Raw genomic sequence first — 17,523 nt, 5'->3', positions numbered from 1 at the left:
GGGCCCCTGGACCGACGGCACCGGGCGCACGGCGGCGCCCCGCGGCAGTGATGGCCGCGGGGTGTCCCACGGGTGCCCGGCGGGGCCCGATAAGTCGCGTGACGAGCCGGGCCGTACCGTGCGACCATCTTCGAGCCGGCGGCGCGACCCCCTGCGGAGGGTTGGCCCGGCCGGAACCGGGAATCTCCCGGTGGCCTCGGGCGTTGTTCTCTTTGACGGACGACTCTCGTCGGCCCGCAGCTCTCCCCAGCTACGTAAGGATCCAATGACCTCCTCTTCTTCCCCTTCCCAGGACGCGCAGAACTCCGCGCAGAACTACCCCGAAGGTCTTCGGGCCGATGCCCTGATGGAAGAGGACGTCGCCTGGAGCCACGAGATCGACGGAGACCGGGACGGCGAGCAGTTCGAGCGCTCCGAGCGCGCGGCCCTGCGCCGTGTCGCGGGCCTCTCCACGGAGCTCGAGGACGTCACCGAGGTCGAGTACCGACAGCTCCGCCTGGAGCGCGTCGTCCTCGTCGGCGTCTGGACCACGGGGACCATCCGGGACGCGGACAACTCGCTGGCCGAGCTGGCCGCGCTCGCGGAGACCGCGGGAGCGCTCGTGCTCGACGGCGTCGTCCAGCGCCGCGACAAGCCCGACGCGGCCACGTACATCGGCTCCGGCAAGGCCAATGAGCTCCGGGACATCGTGATCGAGACCGGCGCCGACACCGTGATCTGCGACGGTGAGCTGAGCCCCGGCCAGCTGATCCACCTCGAGGACGTCGTCAAGGTCAAGGTCATCGACCGTACGGCGCTGATCCTCGACATCTTCGCCCAGCACGCCAAGTCCCGGGAGGGCAAGGCGCAGGTCGCGCTCGCGCAGATGCAGTACATGCTGCCGCGACTGCGCGGCTGGGGTCAGTCGCTGTCCCGTCAGATGGGCGGCGGCAAGGGCGGCGGCCTCGCCACCCGTGGTCCCGGTGAGACCAAGATCGAGACGGACCGGCGCCGGATCCGCGAGAAGATGGCGAAGATGCGCCGGGAGATCGCGGAGATGAAGACCGGCCGCGAGATCAAGCGCCAGGAGCGCCGCCGCAACAAGGTGCCCTCGGTCGCCATCGCCGGTTACACCAACGCCGGCAAGTCGTCCCTGCTCAACCGCCTCACAGGCGCGGGCGTCCTGGTCGAGAACGCGCTGTTCGCGACCCTCGATCCGACCGTACGCCGGGCCGAGACCCCGAGCGGACGGCTGTACACGCTGGTCGACACGGTCGGCTTCGTACGCCATCTGCCGCATCACCTGGTCGAGGCGTTCCGCTCCACCATGGAGGAGGTCGGCGACTCCGACCTGATCCTGCACGTGGTGGACGGTTCGCACCCGGCTCCGGAGGAGCAGCTCGCCGCGGTGCGCGAGGTCATCCGTGACGTCGGCGCGACCAAGGTGCCCGAGATCGTCGTGATCAACAAGGCGGACGCGGCGGACCCGCTGGTCCTCCAGCGCCTGATGCGGATCGAGACGCGCTCCATCGCGGTCTCGGCGCGCACGGGCCAGGGCATGGACGAGCTGCTCGCGCTGATCGACAACGAGCTGCCGCGTCCCTCGGTCGAGATCGAGGCGCTCGTGCCCTACACGCACGGCAAGCTGGTCGCCCGCGCCCACACCGAGGGCGAGGTGCTCTCCGAGGAGCACACCGGGGAGGGCACGCTGCTCAAGCTGCGGGTCCATGAGGAGCTGGCGGCGGACCTCGCGCCCTACGTCCCGGCGCCCGCGCTCCGGTAAACACCCCGACAGGCACTTCGGCAAGCAATCGCTCCGGATGCACGAAGGCCCGCCCCCTGCCGAGGGGGCGGGCCTTCGCCGTTGGACGCGCGTGCGTTTCGGCGGCTGTCTCGTACGGGCGCTCGGCCGTACGTCCGCACGGGCCCGGACTGCCTCCGGCCGCCGTACTCCTCGCTCTTCCGCTCGTGGAGCGCCCGGGCGCCCTCGCCCGGCCGCGGTACCGTCGGCCGGGCGGTCGAGGACGGACGGCGGCGGTCCGGTGACAGTTCCCGTGTCCCGCCCCACCGCCGTCCGTCCGGAACCCGCTACGCCGTACGCGTCACCGTCCGGCGTACTTCGCGCTCACCGAGTCGTACACGCCCTTGGCCACATCGCCCAGTCGCGGACCCGCCAGCCAGCCGAACTTGACCGGGCCGATCGAGGTGTTGGACACCAGCGCAGGCTTGCCGTCCGAACCCGTCGCCACCCAGCCGCCGCCCGAGGAGCCGCCGGTCATGGTGCAGCCGATGCGGTACATCGTCGGGTCGGCCTGTGCGACGGACAGCCGGCCAGGCCTGTCAGTGCACTGGTACAGCTTCTGGCCGTCGAACGGCGCCGCGGCCGGGTAGCCGGTCGCCGTGATGCTCGACACCTTGGGAACGGCCGGAGCGTTGAAGTTCACCGGCAGCGCCGAACCCACGGTCTCCTCGAGGGACTTGCCGCCGCTGCCCTTCTCCGGCGTCACATGCAGCACGGCGTAGTCGTACGACGCTCCCTGGCCGCCCGTCGGTCCGCCGTGCTCGATCCACTGGTCCGAGGTCTGCGCCCAGTCGCTCCACCAGACGCCGTACGGAGCGACCTCCTCGCGCGGGGCGCTCTCCAGCTGCGCCGCCGTCCTGCCGGAGTCGTTGTACGAGGGCACGAAGGCGATGTTGCGGTACCAGCCGCCCTTCTTGCCGGCGTGCACGCAGTGGCCCGCGGTCCACACCAGGTTGGACTTGCCCGGGTGGGCCGGGTCCTCGACCACCGTCGCCGAGCAGACCATCGTGCCCTCGGGGGAGTCGAAGAAGACCTTCCCCGCCTCGGGCACGTTCGCGTGATAGGACGTCTGCACGGCCCGCGCCGTCACCGGGGCCGGTTCCGGGTCGGTGACGCCCTGGTCACCCGTGAGGTCGGCGTCGTCGACGCCCTTGTTCTTGTCGGGGTCGTCGGCGCCACGCATCCGGGCCGGGTCCCAGAGGCCCTTGATGATCGGGTTGATGAAGTCGTCGGCCTGGCGCAGCCACTCGTCCTTGTCCCAGTTCTTCCAGGCGCCGCCCTTCCACTTGTCGACATCGATGCCGTGCTCTTTGAGCTTGTTCTTGATGTCGTCCGGGATCTGGATCTTTCCGTCACCGCCCTGGGACGCGGAGGCGGTCGGCGGGCCGCTCGCCGTGTCGCCGCCCGAGTCGCAGGCGGTGGCCGTGAGGGCCAGGGCGGCGGCGACGCCGACGGCGGCCAGAGCGGGGGACGTTCTGCGGCGCGCGCTCCTGCCTCGACGGGCGGCGAAGGGCGGGCGTATGGATCGCATGGTGTGACTCCCCCTGAGCGTATGGGAACTGTGCGGTGCGTCCGCGGGTGCCTGAGCGGTTGGTTCGGTACCACCGAACGGCATCAAAGACTATGCGGTCGCTGTGCGGGGCGTCCGACGGAACGGCAACGGTTCAGCTACGGGGGGGCGTCCGCCCGACCCGCTGTCCTGACGGAACGTCATCAATGGCCCGCCGGGAGCCGCGGCCCTGGCCAGGGCCCGACGCGGGTCTGCTGCCGGGCCGACGCGGGGCCCGCCGGACCGGGGCGGTGCGGGAGCGGCAACGGATCCGGCCCGGCGAGGAGAACCCGCGGGGAAGGGGCGAGGAACCTCGAATTCACCCGCTTCCCAACGCGAGCGGCGTCGTTGGTAGGTACGGGGGGCCTGACGCCTGCGTTCGGACCCTCTTGCCAACTCGCCTCTGGGCAGCGGGAGGACCTGAAGTCGTGGCCGTGACCGAGTCAGCGGTGGTGCCGGTGGGGGCGCCAGGAGAGTTCGAGGGGGCACGGGATGATGGTGGCGCCGGAGAGGGTGAGCGGGCGCGCGCGGCGCACGAGGGGATTCTGCGCCGCCAGGCGGCGCGCGAATCGGCGGCACGAACCTACGCTCGTGCCCTTCCGATCGTTCCCGTGCGGGCCCGCGGGCTGACGATCGAGGGCGCCGACGGCCGTCGCTATCTCGACTGCCTCTCCGGAGCCGGGACCCTGGCCCTCGGGCACAACCATCCCGTCGTCCTGGAGGCGATCAGGAAGGTCCTCGACTCGGGGGCGCCCCTGCAGGTCCTGGACCTCGCGACACCGGTCAAGGACGCCTTCACCACCGAGCTGTTCCGCACGCTTCCCCCGTCGTTCGCCGAGCGCGCGCGGGTCCAGTTCTGCGGACCGGCCGGGACGGACGCCGTGGAGGCCGCGGTCAAACTGGTGCGCGCGGCCACCGGCCGCACCGGCGTGCTCGCGTTCACCGGCGCCTACCACGGGATGACCGCGGGCGCGCTCGAAGCCTCCGGCGGCGCGACGGACGTACGCGTCGCGCGCCTGCCCTATCCGCAGGACTACCGCTGCCCGTTCGGTATCGGCGGCGACCGCGGCGCCGAACTCGGCGCGCGCTGGACGGAGTCCCTCCTCGACGACACCAGGTCGGGCGTACCGAACCCCGCCGGGATGATCTTCGAACCCGTCCAGGGCGAGGGCGGGGTCATTCCAGCGCCGGACTCCTGGACACGGCGGATGCGCGAGATCACGGCGGCCCGTTCCATCCCGCTGATCGTGGACGAGGTCCAGACGGGTGTGGGCCGGACCGGCACGTTCTGGGCCGTGGAACACAGCGGCATCACCCCGGACGTGATGGTCCTGTCCAAGGCCATCGGCGGCAGCCTGCCGCTGGCCGTGGTCGTCTACCGCGACGACCTCGACGTCTGGCAGCCGGGTGCCCACGCCGGCACGTTCCGGGGCAACCAACTGGCCATGGCCGCGGGTACGGCCACCCTCGCGTACGTCCGCGAGCACGGCCTCGCCGAACGCGCGGCCGTCGTCGGGGCCCGCATGCTGGCCCAACTGCGCGGTCTCGCGGCGGAGTTAACCTGTGTCGGCGACGTACGCGGCCGCGGCCTGATGATCGGCCTCGAACTCGTGGACCCCGAAGGGCCGCCGCGTCCCACGCCCGACGGTCCGTCCCCCGACGGACCCCGCCCCGCCGCACCCGAACTCGCCGCCGCCGTCCAGCGGGAGTGCCTGCGCCGGGGCCTGATCGTGGAACTCGGAGGCCGCCGGTCGAGCGTCGTACGTCTCCTTCCACCGCTCACGATCAGCGACGAACAGACGTCCGCCGTGCTCGACCGGCTCGCGGACGCGGTGAGCGCGGTGGCACGGGGCGACCACCGGCCGGGGCGGGACGGGGCACGGGGTGCCGACGGCCCGCGGTGACGGTCCGACCCGACGCACCCCGCTTCCGCCCCGGTCCGTCGCCGCCGCACGAGCCCGAACGACCCGCAAGGAATTCTCGTGAACGCCATCCACGCACCCGGCAGCTCCCCCTCCCCGTATGAGCGGACGGCAGTCGGCACACCGGCCCCGCACCTGTCCGGACCGGAGGCCGTTCCCCGGCAGAAGGAGGCGTCCCGGGCGCCCGAACGGTCACGCGGGGCCGCTGTCGACCTGCTCGACCTGCTGGATCACCCCGACACCCGGACGGCGGCGCAGGCGGCGGCGGTCGAGAACCTGCTGCGCTGCTGGGTCCGGGAGAACAACCTGCCCGCCCCCGACGACGGCACCCTGCGCATCGCCCTGGCGGCCAGCGGGGCGACCCTGCTCGTTCCCGTCCACCACTGGTCCCCCTCCGGCTGGCACCGCTTCGGCCTTCCCCTGCTCGCGGAGGCTCCCGAGCAGGCACCGGCCGTCGACGCGGTGACAGTGGCTGCCCTCTTCGCACGGCAGACGGCAGCCGGGACACCGGCCGCGGACACGACCTGCCCGGCTCCCCCCGGCGAGCGGGCGGTAGCCGCACCGGGCGACCCCGGTCCCCGGCGCTCGGACAGCCCGGCCGGTGAAGGAACCGACCTGGTCGGCCGTGTCGCCGACTCGGTTCGGCGCACCGCGGTGTTCATCAGGGACCGCAGGGAGCACCCCGCGGACGTCCCCGACCTCTTTCTCGCCGCTGAGCAGGCACTCCTCCTCGGTCACCCGACGCACCCGACACCGAAGGGACGCGACGGCCTGTCCGACGCGGAAGGCGGTCTCTACTCGCCGGAGTTGCGCGGCTCCTTCCCCCTGCACTGGATGGCGGTCGCCCCCTCGGCGCTGGCGTCCGACTCGGCGTGGACGGAGCGCGGACGCACCGTGCCGGCGGAGCAGCTGACCATGCGGCTGGCCGGGCCCGGTCTGACGCTCCCCGAGGGGTACGCCGCCGCTCTGCCGTTGCACCCCTGGCAGATGCGGGAGATCAAGCACCGCCAGGAGACCGCGGCCCTGCTGGACGCCGGGCTGCTCCAGGACCTCGGTCCGCACGGCACGCCGTGGCACCCCACCTCCTCCGTCCGCACGGTGTACCGCTCCGGCGCCCCCGCGATGCTGAAGCTCTCGCTGGGCCTGCGCATCACCAACTCCCGTCGTGAGAACCTCCGTAAAGAGCTCCATCGTGGTGTGGAGGTCCACCGCCTCTTGCGCGGCGGCCTGTTCGAGCAGTGGCGGGCCGCCCACCCCGGCTTCGACATCGTCCGTGACCCCTCCTGGCTGGCCGTGGACGGCAGGGACGGCAACCCGGTCCCCGGGCTCGACGTGATGATCCGCCACAACCCGTTCGGGCCGACGGACGACGTCGGCTGCGTCGCGGGGCTGGTCTCGCCCCGGCCGTACGCGCGGCTCGGCACGCACAACCCGGCGGAGCGCGGCCCCTTCATGCGGTCCCGGCTCACCGAGATCGTCACTGGTCTCGCCGCCCGCACCGGCCGCCCGCGCGGCGCCGTCGCCACCGAGTGGTTCCTGCGCTATCTCGAACAGGTCGTACGCCCCGTGCTCTGGCTGGACAGCGAGGCGGGGATCGCTCTGGAGGCGCACCAGCAGAACACGCTGCTCCTGCTCGACGCGGAAGGCTGGCCCGCCGGCGGCCGCTACCGCGACAACCAGGGCTACTACTTCCGCGAGTCACGGCGCGCGGAACTCGACGCCCGGCTGCCCGGCATCGGGGCGCACAGCGACACCTTCGTCCCTGACGAGGTCACCGACGAACGCTTCGCCTACTACCTCGCCATCAACAACGTGCTCGGCCTCGTCGGAGCGTTCGGCTCTCAACGGCTCGCCGACGAGGGGCTGTTGCTCGCGGGGTTCCGGCGCTTCCTCACCGGCGCGGCCACCGGCCCCGGCCGACTGCGGACGCCGCTGCCCGCCCTTCTGCTCGACTCACCCGTCCTGCGCTGCAAGGCCAACCTGCTCACCCGGCTGCACGGCCTCGACGAACTCGTCGGTCCCGTCGACTCCCAGTCCGTCTACGTCACCATCTCCAACCCCCTTCATTCCTGAGGAACATGACCCACCCGTCTTCTGAGAGGAGCGTCGTCGTGCTTCCCACCGACGCGAGCACCGACGCCGGCACCGCCCGCGCCACCCGACTCGGCCCCGGATCCGGCCCCGGATCCCGCACGGGCACCGGCTCGGACCCCGGTGCCGGCCCGGACGGCGAGGACACGCTCGACCTGCGTCTTCCAGACGAACTGATCGCCTTGTTCGCCGGGGACACCGGATTCCGTGACGGGAATTCGGCCGAAAGCACGGCCGAAAGCACGGCCGGGACGCGGACATGGACGCCGGGTGGGACGCAGGGCGTGGTTCCGGGCGGGGACGATCTGCTGGACCGCGTCGGCGGCTGGGGGCCGGTCAGAACACCCACGGGCGTCCTCCACCTCGTCCCCGTGCGTGCCGAGCGCGATCTCCCGCTCATCCACCGCTGGATGAACGACCCCGCCGTCGCGGCGTTCTGGGAACTCGCGGGACCGGAGTCCGTGGTCGAGGACCATCTGCTCCGGCAGATCGACGGTGACGGACGCAGTGTTCCGTGCCTCGGAGCGCTGGACGGTATTCCCATGAGCTACTGGGAGATCTACCGCGCCGATCTCGACCCCCTGGCGCGCCACTACCCCGCCCGACCCCACGACACCGGAATCCACCTCCTCATCGGTGGTGTCGCCGACCGTGGACGGGGACTCGGCTCCAACCTGCTCAGAGCAGTCGCCGACCACGTCCTGGCGAAGCGCCCCTCGTGCGCGCGTGTCGTCGCGGAACCCGATCTCCGCAACACCCCTTCCGTGTCCGCCTTTCTGAGCGCGGGCTTCCGGTTGGCCGCCGAGGTCGATCTGCCGGACAAGCGGGCGGCCCTCATGATCCGTGACCGGAGCCTGCGCGATCTGTTGTAGAGCGGTCACTCCTGGCTCACTGCTCGCCCCGATCCGGTTCCCCGCCGAGGAGTCTCCGTGTCGAATCCATCCGCCAACCCGGCCGCCCGAGAGACGCCCGCCCGGTCCGACCCACCCGAGCCGCGCGCGGACCGCGGGGAGCGGGTGAGCCGCCGGCTGCTCGCGAAGGCGATCGGTGGGTTCGGGTACGAGGGGATCATCGAGCCGGAGCCGGAGCCGGAGCCGGAGCCGGAGCCGGAGCCGGAGCCGGAGTCCGAGCTGCGGCCGGTCGTGTCCGGACGGCTGCCGCGACCGTCCGGCGCGCCCGCGCGCCGCCGTCCACGGGATCGTCCCGAACCCCCTTCACCAGCCGTGACCGCCCGGCTCGCGCTCGGCTTGATCACGTCTTGGGTTCCGGCCTTGATCGCTCGGTTGTCAGTGGCGCCCCGTAGGCTGGCAGCGCTATGACAAAGCCCTCACTCCCCGAACTCCTGCATGCTGCCGTCACCGCCGTCGGCGGTACGGAGCGCCCTGGCCAGGTGACGATGGCCGAAGCCGTCGCCGGTGCCATCGACGACAGTTCCCACCTGCTGGTCCAGGCGGGCACCGGTACCGGAAAGTCGCTCGGCTACCTGGTGCCCGCGCTCGCGCACGGGGAGCGGGTCGTCGTGGCGACCGCGACCCTGGCGCTCCAGCGCCAGCTCGTGGAGCGGGACCTGCCGCGCACGGTCGACGCGCTGCACCCGCTGCTGCGCCGCCGCCCCGAATTCGCGATGCTCAAGGGCCGGTCGAACTACCTGTGCCTGCACCGCCTGCACGAGGGCGTGCCGCAGGACGAGGAGGAGGGCCTCTTCGACCAGTTCGAGGCGGCCGCGCCGACCAGCAAGCTGGGCCAGGATCTGCTGCGGCTGCGCGACTGGTCGGACGAGACCGAGACGGGTGACCGGGACGACCTCACACCCGGTGTCTCCGACCGGGCCTGGGGCCAGGTGTCGGTGTCGTCCCGCGAGTGCCTCGGCGCCACGAAATGCGCCTACGGAGCGGAGTGCTTCGCCGAGATGGCCCGCGAGCGGGCCAAACTGGCCGAGGTCGTCGTCACGAATCACGCGCTGCTCGCGATCGACGCCATCGAGGGCGCGCCGGTCCTCCCGCAGCACGAGGTGCTGATCGTCGACGAGGCGCACGAGCTGGTCTCCAGGGTCACCGGCGTCGCCACCGGAGAGCTCACGCCCGGACAGGTCAACCGCGCCGTGCGCCGTGCCGCGAAGCTCGCCAACGAGAAGGCCGCCGACCAGCTCCAGACCGCAGCCGAGGGCTTCGAGCGACTGATGGAGCTGGCTCTGCCGGGACGCCTGGAGGAGATCCCGGAGGACCTTGGGTACGCGCTGATGGCACTGCGAGACGCCGCCCGCACGGTGATCACGGCCATCGGGTCCACCCGCGACAAGTCAGTCCAGGACGAGGACGCCGTACGCAAGCAGGCCCTGGCGTCCGTCGAGGCCGTGCACGCCGTGGCGGAGCGCATCGCCAACGGCTCCGAATGGGACGTCGTCTGGTACGAGCGTCACGACCGCTTCGGAGCCTCGCTCCGGGTCGCTCCGATGAACGTGTCCGGGCTCCTCAGGGAGAAGCTCTTCGCCGACCGGTCCGTCGTCCTGACGTCGGCGACCCTCAAGCTCGGCGGCGACTTCAACGGCGTGGGAGCGTCGATGGGGCTCGCCCCGGAAGGCACGGAGGGCGAGGATCTTCCCCAGTGGAAGGGTGTCGATGTCGGCTCGCCCTTCGACTATCCCAGGCAGGGCATTCTCTACGTCGCCAAGCATCTGTCGCGTCCCGCGCGGGACGCCGACCGCGGCGACATGCTCGACGAGCTCACCGAACTGATCCAGGCCGCCGGCGGTCGTACGCTCGGCCTCTTCTCCTCGATGCGCGCGGCCCAGCTCGCGGCGGAGGAGCTGCGGACCCGCATCCCCGAGTACCCGATCCTGCTCCAGGGCGAGGAGACCCTCGGCGAGCTGATCAAGAACTTCGCGGCCGACCCGAAGACCTGCCTCTTCGGCACGCTCTCCCTCTGGCAGGGCGTGGACGTGCCGGGCACCAGCTGTCAGCTGGTGGTCATGGACAAGATTCCCTTCCCGCGCCCCGACGACCCGCTCATGAGCGCCCGCCAGAAGGCCGTCGAGGACAACGGGGGCAACGGCTTCATGGCCGTCGCCGCCACTCACGCCGCGCTCCTCATGGCCCAGGGCGCCGGCCGCCTCGTACGCGCTTCCGGCGACCGGGGTGTGGTGGCGGTACTGGACCAGCGTCTGGCCACCGCTCGGTACGGCAGCTATCTGAAGGCCTCGCTCCCCGACTTCTGGTACACCACGGACCCGAACCAGGTCCGCAGGTCCCTGGCCGCGATCGACGAGAAGGCGAGGGCGATCGAGGACACGGCAGGGCAGACCGACGAGCCCGCGAGTGAGCCGGACGACGCGTAGCACCAAGGGCGACCCGGCCCACGGCCCCCAGAACCTCGTACACGAGCCGCACGAAGCCCCAGCCGCGTGCCCACGAGCCGCGTGGATCCCTGGGCCCGGTGCCCGGGAGCCGCACGAAGCCCGAGTCCCGTGCCCGCGAGCCGAATGGAGCCTCGTGCCTGGGAGCCGTGCGAACGACGCGACCCCTATGCCCACGAGCCGCACGAAGCCCCTGGCCCCATGCCCACCAGCCACGTGGTGCCCTGGCTCGGGGCCTGTGGGGTGTATCGAACCCCGGCACCCCGGCCGAAGGACCAGGGGAGCTCGGTCAAGGCCCCCGGCCAGAAAACGCACAGGACCCCGGAACCGGCGCAGTTGGTTCCGGGGCCCGGTCAGGGGCGGGGGCGGCGGACCGCCCGTCGCGGCGTCACACCCGGCGCAGTACGGCGACGACCTTCCCGAGGATGGTCGCCTCGTCGCCGGGGATCGGCTGGTAGGCGGAGTTGTGCGGCAGCAGCCACACGTGTCCGTCCTCGCGCTTGAAGCGCTTGACCGTGGCTTCGCCGTCCAGCATCGCGGCGACGATGTCGCCGTTCTCGGCGACCGGCTGGCGGCGGACCGTCACCCAGTCCCCGTCGCAGATGGCGGCCTCGATCATCGAGTCACCGACGACCTTCAGGACGAAGAGTTCCCCGTCGCCGACCAGCTGGCGCGGGAGAGGGAAGACGTCCTCGACCGACTCCTCGGCGAGGATCGGGCCACCCGCGGCGATACGGCCCACGAGCGGTACGTAGGACGCGGCCGGCTTGCCCGCCGTGTCCGTCGGCTGCACCGAGGACTGGTCGGAGCCCCTCACCTCGTACGCGCGCGGGCGGTGCGGGTCCCGACGCAGGAAGCCCTTGCGTTCCAGCGCCATCAGCTGATGTGCGACCGAGGAGGTGCTGGAAAGGCCGACGGCCTGCCCGATCTCCCGCATCGACGGCGGGTAGCCGCGCCGCTGCACGGAGTCCCGGATCACCTCGATCACCCGGCGTTGCCGGTCCGTCAGTCCCGAGCTGTCGGCCCGGATGCCTGGAGGTCGGCCAGGCAGGGAGCGCTTGGGCCCCTCATGATTCGCGGGTTCGTTCATCACATGCACCGGCTCGAGTCGGCCCTGGGAGCGGTCCTGGGCGGTGATGGTGGCGCTGTCTGCGGTGGTGGTCACGTCGGCCCCTCTCGATGGTCTCCCTGCTGGACAACGGTAGTTGCTTTCGAAAGGTTGCGCCAAACACACGTTCGAGTGAAAAACCGCGAATTGCCTGACGTGGGTGTGTGTCTGGGTGTATGGCTGGCGACGCGCCTGGCGGACAAAAGGGCTCATTGCTGTACCCTTCACCGCCGGAGGCGGCAGCCGTGCGGGCCGACCTGGGCCGCCGCCCAGTCTGCCATCCGATGGCCGACCGGCCGGGAACCGGCCCCCTTCCGTGCGTCGACCACGCTATCCCCGCGTGTCCGGGATGGGTATGCCTGTGCGGCGCGTGCCCTTACGTGTACGACACGCGCGTCGTGGGCGAATTCATGGACCGATCCCCACATCTAGTGGTTCGATTGCGGCGGCATCCCAGAAGTTGTGGTCCCCCGGGTCTTCGAACCCTCGGGCATCGCCTATGCTTGGGGCTGCTTCGAGGGGCCGGTGAGGTCCCATGAGGTCCCTGAGTCGTGCTGTGAAGGAGGGTCGGAGCCATGCACTGCCCCTTCTGCAGGCACCCTGACAGCCGCGTCGTCGACAGTCGTACGACCGACGACGGCACGTCGATCCGCAGGCGCCGCCAGTGCCCCGACTGCTCCCGTCGTTTCACGACCGTGGAGACGTGCTCGCTGATGGTGGTGAAGCGCTCCGGTGTGACCGAGCCCTTCAGCCGGATCAAGGTCATCAACGGCGTGCGCAAGGCCTGTCAGGGGCGGCCCGTCACCGAGGACGCGCTCGCCCAGCTCGGCCAGCGCGTCGAAGAGGCCGTGCGAGCCACCGGAAGCGCCGAGCTGACCACCCACGACGTGGGACTGGCCATCCTCGGACCCTTGCAGGAACTCGACCTCGTGGCCTACATGAGGTTCGCGTCCGTGTACCGGGCCTTCGACTCGCTGGACGACTTCGAAGCCGCCATCGCGGAACTCAGGCAGGTGAATCAGCGCCCCGCCGAGGACGACGACGCCCCGGACGTGGTGCGCCAGGAGACAGACCGCGGGCGCGGCGGAACCGTGGAGGTTCCCGTGCCCGTCACCGCCGCCGACTGACCGCGGGCCGGACCCTTCGGGGCGTCCGGCCCCGCCACGGGCGGCGACCACAGACCTGCTGCGTCAGGCCGTATCAACGGCACCCGCAGCATCAGACACAGACGGTGCCACGGGAAGTTCGTGGCACTTCAGCGCGTTTTAGCTGTTACTGGGAGGCGGCAATGACAGAGACGGCGAGCGGTCCGGCACGAGGTTCCCGCGTAAAGAGCGGAGCCAAGGCCAGCAAGGGACTGCGTATCGAGCGCATTCACACCACCCCCGGCGTGCATCCGTACGACGAGGTGGAGTGGGAGCGCCGTGACGTCGTCATGACCAACTGGCGCGACGGCTCGGTCAACTTCGAGCAGCGTGGCGTCGAGTTCCCCGGCTTCTGGTCGGTGAACGCGGTCAACATCGTCACCAGCAAGTACTTCCGCGGTGCTGTGGGCACCCCGCAGCGCGAGGTGAGCCTCAAGCAGCTCATCGACCGCATCGTGAAGACGTACCGGAAGGCCGGCGAGGACTTCAAGTACTTCTCCTCGCCCGCCGACGCCGAGATCTTCGAGCACGAGCTGGCGTACGCCCTCCTGCACCAGATCTTCAGCTTCAACAGCCCTGTCTGGTTCAACGTCGGAACCCCGCAGCCCCAGCAGGTCTCCGCGTGCTTCATCCTGGCCGTCGACGACTCCATGGAGTCGATCCTCGACTGGTACAAGGAAGAGGGCATGATCTTCAAGGGCGGCTCCGGCGCCGGCCTGAACCTCTCCCGCATCCGCTCCTCCAAGGAGCTCCTCTCCTCGGGCGGCAACGCCTCGGGTCCCGTCTCCTTCATGCGCGGTGCCGACGCCTCCGCAGGAACGATCAAGTCGGGCGGCGCCACCCGCCGCGCGGCCAAGATGGTCATCCTCGACGTCGACCACCCCGACATCGAGGACTTCATCCAGACCAAGGTCAAGGAAGAGGAGAAGATCCGCGCCCTCCGTGACGCGGGCTTCGACATGGACCTGGGCGGCGACGACATCACGTCCGTCCAGTACCAGAACGCCAACAACTCGGTCCGTGTGAACGACACGTTCATGAAGGCCGTCGAGTCGGGCGGCAAGTTCGGCCTCACCTCGCGCATGACCGGCGAGGTCATCGAGGAGGTCGACGCCAAGTCGCTCTTCCGCAAGATGGCCGAGGCCGCCTGGGCCTGCGCCGACCCGGGCATCCAGTACGACGACACGATCAACCAGTGGCACACGTGCCCGGAGTCCGGCCGTATCAACGGCTCGAACCCGTGCAGCGAGTACATGCACCTGGACAACACGTCCTGCAACCTCGCCTCGCTGAACCTGATGAAGTTCCTCAAGGACGACGGTCTGGGCCGCCAGTCCTTCGAGATCGAGCGCTTCGCCAAGGTCGTCGAGCTGGTCATCACCGCGATGGACATCTCCATCTGCTTCGCGGACTTCCCGACCCAGAAGATCGGCGAGAACACCCGCGCCTTCCGTCAGCTGGGCATCGGCTACGCCAACCTCGGCGCCCTCCTGATGGCGACCGGCCACGCGTACGACTCCGACGGCGGCCGCGCCCTCGCCGGCGCCATCACCTCCCTGATGACGGGTACGTCGTACAAGCGTTCCGCCGAGCTCGCCGCGGTCGTCGGCCCGTACGACGGCTACGCCCGCAATGCGCAGCCCCACCAGCGCGTCATGCGGCAGCACGCCGACGCCAACACCACGGCCGTCCGCGTGGACGACCTGGACACCCCGATCTGGGCCGCCGCCACGGAGGCCTGGCAGGACGTGGTCCGCCTCGGCGAGAAGAACGGCTTCCGCAACGCGCAGGCCTCCGTCATCGCCCCGACCGGCACCATCGGTCTCGCGATGTCCTGCGACACCACCGGTCTCGAGCCCGACCTCGCGCTGGTCAAGTTCAAGAAGCTGGTCGGCGGCGGCTCGATGCAGATCGTCAACGGCACCGTGCCGCAGGCCCTGCGTCGCCTGGGTTACCAGGAGGAGCAGATCGAGGCGGTCGTCGCCCACATCGCCGAGAACGGCAACGTCGTCGACGCCCCGGGTCTCAAGCACGAGCACTACGAGGTCTTCGACTGCGCCATGGGCGAGCGCTCCATCTCCGCGATGGGTCACGTCCGCATGATGGCCGCGATCCAGCCGTGGATCTCCGGCGCGCTCTCCAAGACGGTCAACCTGCCGGAGACGGCGACCGTCGAGGACGTCGAAGAGGTCTACTTCGAGGCGTGGAAGATGGGCGTCAAGGCGCTCGCGATCTACCGCGACAACTGCAAGGTCGGCCAGCCCCTCTCCGCGAAGACCAAGGAGAAGGAGAAGTCCGCGACCGACGCTGTCACGGCGAAGGCCGAGGACACCATCCGTACCGCGGTCGAGAAGGTCGTCGAGTACCGTCCGGTCCGCAAGCGTCTGCCCAAGGGCCGTCCCGGCATCACCACCTCCTTCACGGTGGGCGGCGCCGAGGGCTACATGACCGCCAACTCCTACCCGGACGACGGTCTCGGCGAGGTCTTCCTGAAGATGTCGAAGCAGGGCTCCACCCTCGCGGGCATGATGGACGCCTTCTCGATCGCCGTCTCGGTCGGTCTGCAGTACGGCGTGCCCCTGGAGACATACGTCTCGAAGTTCACCAACATGCGCTTCGAGCCGGCCGGCATGACGGACGACCCGGACGTGCGGATGGCGCAGTCGATCGTCGACTACATCTTCCGCCGCCTGGCGCTGGACTTCCTGCCCTTCGAGACGCGCTCCGCGCTCGGCATCCACTCCGCCGAGGAGCGCCAGCGTCACCTGGAGACGGGCTCCTACGAACCCTCCGACGACGAGGTCGACGTCGAGGGCCTGGCCCAGTCCGCGCCCCTCGCGCAGGAGCTGAAGGCCGTCGCCGTCCCCAAGGCCGAGGCCGTCGCGGCCGAACCCGCCCCGCGGCAGGTCCACACCAGCGCCGAGCTGGTGGAGATGCAGCTGGGCATCCAGGCCGACGCCCCGCTGTGCTTCTCCTGCGGCACGAAGATGCAGCGGGCCGGGTCCTGCTACATCTGCGAGGGTTGCGGCTCGACGAGCGGTTGCAGCTGACGCCGAGCGCCTTTTGGGCGTGAAGCAGCCGGTCAGGGCGGTGCGGTCGATTGTCGACCGCACCGCCCTCGGCGTTGGCCGAAGGGGATCCGCCGTGCCCGGAGGCGGGCCCGGCGTGCGGGGTGTGTCCCGGGCGTGCGCCTCGCGGCGCGCGATGGTCCGGGCATCGGCGAAATTCGGGTTTCCCGCGAATCGATCAACGGCTAGTCTCCCTCAGCGCGCACGGAGCGCGATGGGGGAGGGCGGGGGACATGGCCGACGAGATGGCCGGATCGAAGAAGGGCCTGGGCGCGGGGGTCCAGGCGGTCGCGGCGGTGGTGCTGGTCGTGGGCGTCACGGGAGGTATATGGGGGCTGTCACGGGTCCTCCCGCAGCACAACGCCGATGAACCGGCCACCTGTTCCGAGGAGCAGGGCACCCGGCCGACGAAGCACGCCTCCGGTGCGCAGCTTTGCCGGGCGCTGAACCGCGCGGACCTGCCGGCTCTCCTCGGGACGCCCGACGAGCACGCGCAGACGGCCGTCGGCAACGACAGCGTGATCACCCTCGACGGTGGCACCAAGATCGCCATCCCTGAAGCGACCGTCTCCCTGAAGACCTACTCAGTGAAGCTGTCGGCTTCCGACGACCGGTTCTCGGTCGCCCAGGATGTCGCCGTGCTGCCGTCGGCCGAACCGAGGCAGATCCTGGGCCACCCCGCGGTCCTCTCCTCGGACCGGACGATCGCCCTCAACTTCGGCTCCGGCAAAGCCGAGACCGGCCCCGGCGGCATCGCCCGCAGTCTGCTGGTCGCCAGGGACGCGAAGGACGGGGGCGGTTCGTTCGAGATCGTCATCTGGCGTCAGGACGATGTCAAGCCCGATGACGCGGCCCTGTTCCGCGTGGCCGAGACGGTGCTGCCGACGCTGCCGGGCTGGAAGAACGGCTGAACGAGGAGTCTCCGCCGCAACTCAAGCCTCCTGGGGGCCGCCCATGACCCTGGCGAAGGTCGCCGGGTCGGTGTCGTAACCGCGGATGGCCGCGTGGAACGTCCACTCTCCGGAGTGGTCGCGTACGAACTCCCCGATGGTCGCGGCCGTCGCGCCCAGGACATCGCCGAAGTCGCCCTCCGTCAGGACGGTATAGCCCTCACGCAGGCGGAAGCCGGGGTTGAGGACGCTGACGAACGTCCTCGCCTCGGTGCGCTGCTGGATGAGGACACCGACGACCACGCGCGCGTAACGGCTGTCCAGGCGGTCGAGCTCCAGGGTCATGACCTCGTCCCAGCCGAAGCCCTTGCCGTCCTTGCTGTCGCGGTTCAGATAGATCGTGCCGTCCGGTGAACGGCTGCCGAAATACACCACGTAGGCCGGACTTCCCTGCGGGGCGGACGCCAGATACGTCGCCGCGATGATGTCGAGATCGGTCGCGGGCTCACCTACGGGACTGGGATCCCACTTGATCGCCAACTCGACTTTGCGGATGCCCTTGTTGAGACCGTTCACCGGATGTCCCCTCCCTGTTCCCCAACAGCCACCGGACCAACT

Annotated in this window: 11 protein-coding genes; 8 read left to right on the top strand and 3 right to left on the bottom strand. The window is 70.5% G+C overall.

Annotated features, from left to right (window positions below; all coding sequences use genetic code 11):
• Positions 1-265: 265 nt before the first annotated feature.
• Entirely contained in the window at positions 266-1,762 is a 1,497-nt protein-coding gene (hflX, locus tag ACFYW8_RS09205) for a GTPase HflX (RefSeq protein WP_355850195.1), read from the top strand.
• Between the two features lie 319 nt (positions 1,763-2,081).
• On the opposite strand, the gene ACFYW8_RS09200 is transcribed toward hflX, so the two are convergent.
• Positions 2,082-3,311, bottom strand: a complete 1,230-nt coding sequence (locus ACFYW8_RS09200; protein ID WP_389069476.1) for a trypsin-like serine peptidase — start codon at positions 3,309-3,311, stop codon at positions 2,082-2,084.
• 446 nt (positions 3,312-3,757) lie between these two features.
• Here ACFYW8_RS09200 and ACFYW8_RS09195 point away from each other — a divergent pair, with 446 nt between their 5' ends.
• The 4 genes from ACFYW8_RS09195 to ACFYW8_RS09180 all read left to right on the top strand — a co-directional run bounded on the left by ACFYW8_RS09195 (position 3,758) and on the right by ACFYW8_RS09180 (position 10,676).
• Positions 3,758-5,233 (top strand): diaminobutyrate--2-oxoglutarate transaminase family protein, encoded by a 1,476-nt coding sequence (locus ACFYW8_RS09195; RefSeq protein WP_389069474.1) that lies wholly within the window; start codon positions 3,758-3,760, stop codon positions 5,231-5,233.
• Between the two features lie 78 nt (positions 5,234-5,311).
• Positions 5,312-7,324 (top strand): IucA/IucC family protein, encoded by a 2,013-nt coding sequence (locus ACFYW8_RS09190; RefSeq protein ID WP_389069471.1) that lies wholly within the window; start codon positions 5,312-5,314, stop codon positions 7,322-7,324.
• 38 nt (positions 7,325-7,362) lie between these two features.
• Positions 7,363-8,214, top strand: a complete 852-nt coding sequence (locus ACFYW8_RS09185; RefSeq protein WP_389069468.1) for a GNAT family N-acetyltransferase — start codon at positions 7,363-7,365, stop codon at positions 8,212-8,214.
• A gap of 443 nt (positions 8,215-8,657) precedes the next feature.
• A complete protein-coding gene (locus ACFYW8_RS09180) occupies positions 8,658-10,676 on the top strand; it encodes an ATP-dependent DNA helicase (RefSeq protein WP_389069466.1) in 2,019 nt (672 codons plus the stop codon).
• A 406-nt stretch (positions 10,677-11,082) separates the two neighbouring features.
• Here ACFYW8_RS09180 and lexA read toward each other — a convergent pair whose 3' ends face one another.
• A complete protein-coding gene (gene lexA / locus ACFYW8_RS09175) occupies positions 11,083-11,859 on the bottom strand; it encodes a transcriptional repressor LexA (RefSeq protein ID WP_261708535.1) in 777 nt (258 codons plus the stop codon).
• A 518-nt stretch (positions 11,860-12,377) separates the two neighbouring features.
• On the opposite strand from lexA, the gene nrdR reads away from it, so the two are divergent.
• From nrdR to ACFYW8_RS09160, 3 genes are all read left to right on the top strand, one after another.
• Entirely contained in the window at positions 12,378-12,929 is a 552-nt protein-coding gene (gene nrdR / locus ACFYW8_RS09170; RefSeq protein WP_365869073.1) for a transcriptional regulator NrdR, read from the top strand.
• A gap of 161 nt (positions 12,930-13,090) precedes the next feature.
• Positions 13,091-15,997 carry a vitamin B12-dependent ribonucleotide reductase gene (locus ACFYW8_RS09165; protein ID WP_389069463.1) on the top strand — a complete coding sequence of 969 codons (2,907 nt, stop codon included), beginning with the start codon at positions 13,091-13,093 and terminating at the stop codon, positions 15,995-15,997.
• 251 nt (positions 15,998-16,248) lie between these two features.
• The gene (locus ACFYW8_RS09160; protein ID WP_389069461.1) at positions 16,249-16,926 is read left to right on the top strand and encodes a DUF6215 domain-containing protein; all 678 of its coding nucleotides are present in this window, start codon (positions 16,249-16,251) and stop codon (positions 16,924-16,926) included.
• A gap of 21 nt (positions 16,927-16,947) precedes the next feature.
• On the opposite strand, the gene ACFYW8_RS09155 is transcribed toward ACFYW8_RS09160, so the two are convergent.
• Entirely contained in the window at positions 16,948-17,481 is a 534-nt protein-coding gene (locus tag ACFYW8_RS09155) for a TerD family protein (protein WP_389069459.1), read from the bottom strand.
• Positions 17,482-17,523: the final 42 nt, after the last annotated feature.

It is taken from the genome of Streptomyces sp. NPDC002742 (assembly GCF_042888885.1).
GTDB lineage: Bacteria > Actinomycetota > Actinomycetes > Streptomycetales > Streptomycetaceae > Streptomyces.
This window is presented reverse-complemented; position numbering and strand designations above follow the sequence as displayed.

Bases quoted from the DNA above. Each gene is read 5' to 3' on its own strand.
- ACFYW8_RS09180 (WP_389069466.1), top strand. From the start codon at position 8,658: ATGACAAAGCCCTCACTCCCCGAACTCCTGCATGCTGCCGTCACCGCC.
- ACFYW8_RS09160 (WP_389069461.1), top strand. From the start codon at position 16,249: ATGGCCGACGAGATGGCCGGATCGAAGAAGGGCCTGGGCGCGGGGGTC.
- hflX (WP_355850195.1), top strand. From the start codon at position 266: ATGACCTCCTCTTCTTCCCCTTCCCAGGACGCGCAGAACTCCGCGCAG.
- nrdR (WP_365869073.1), top strand. From the start codon at position 12,378: ATGCACTGCCCCTTCTGCAGGCACCCTGACAGCCGCGTCGTCGACAGT.
- ACFYW8_RS09165 (WP_389069463.1), top strand. From the start codon at position 13,091: ATGACAGAGACGGCGAGCGGTCCGGCACGAGGTTCCCGCGTAAAGAGC.
- ACFYW8_RS09200 (WP_389069476.1), bottom strand. From the start codon at position 3,311: ATGCGATCCATACGCCCGCCCTTCGCCGCCCGTCGAGGCAGGAGCGCG.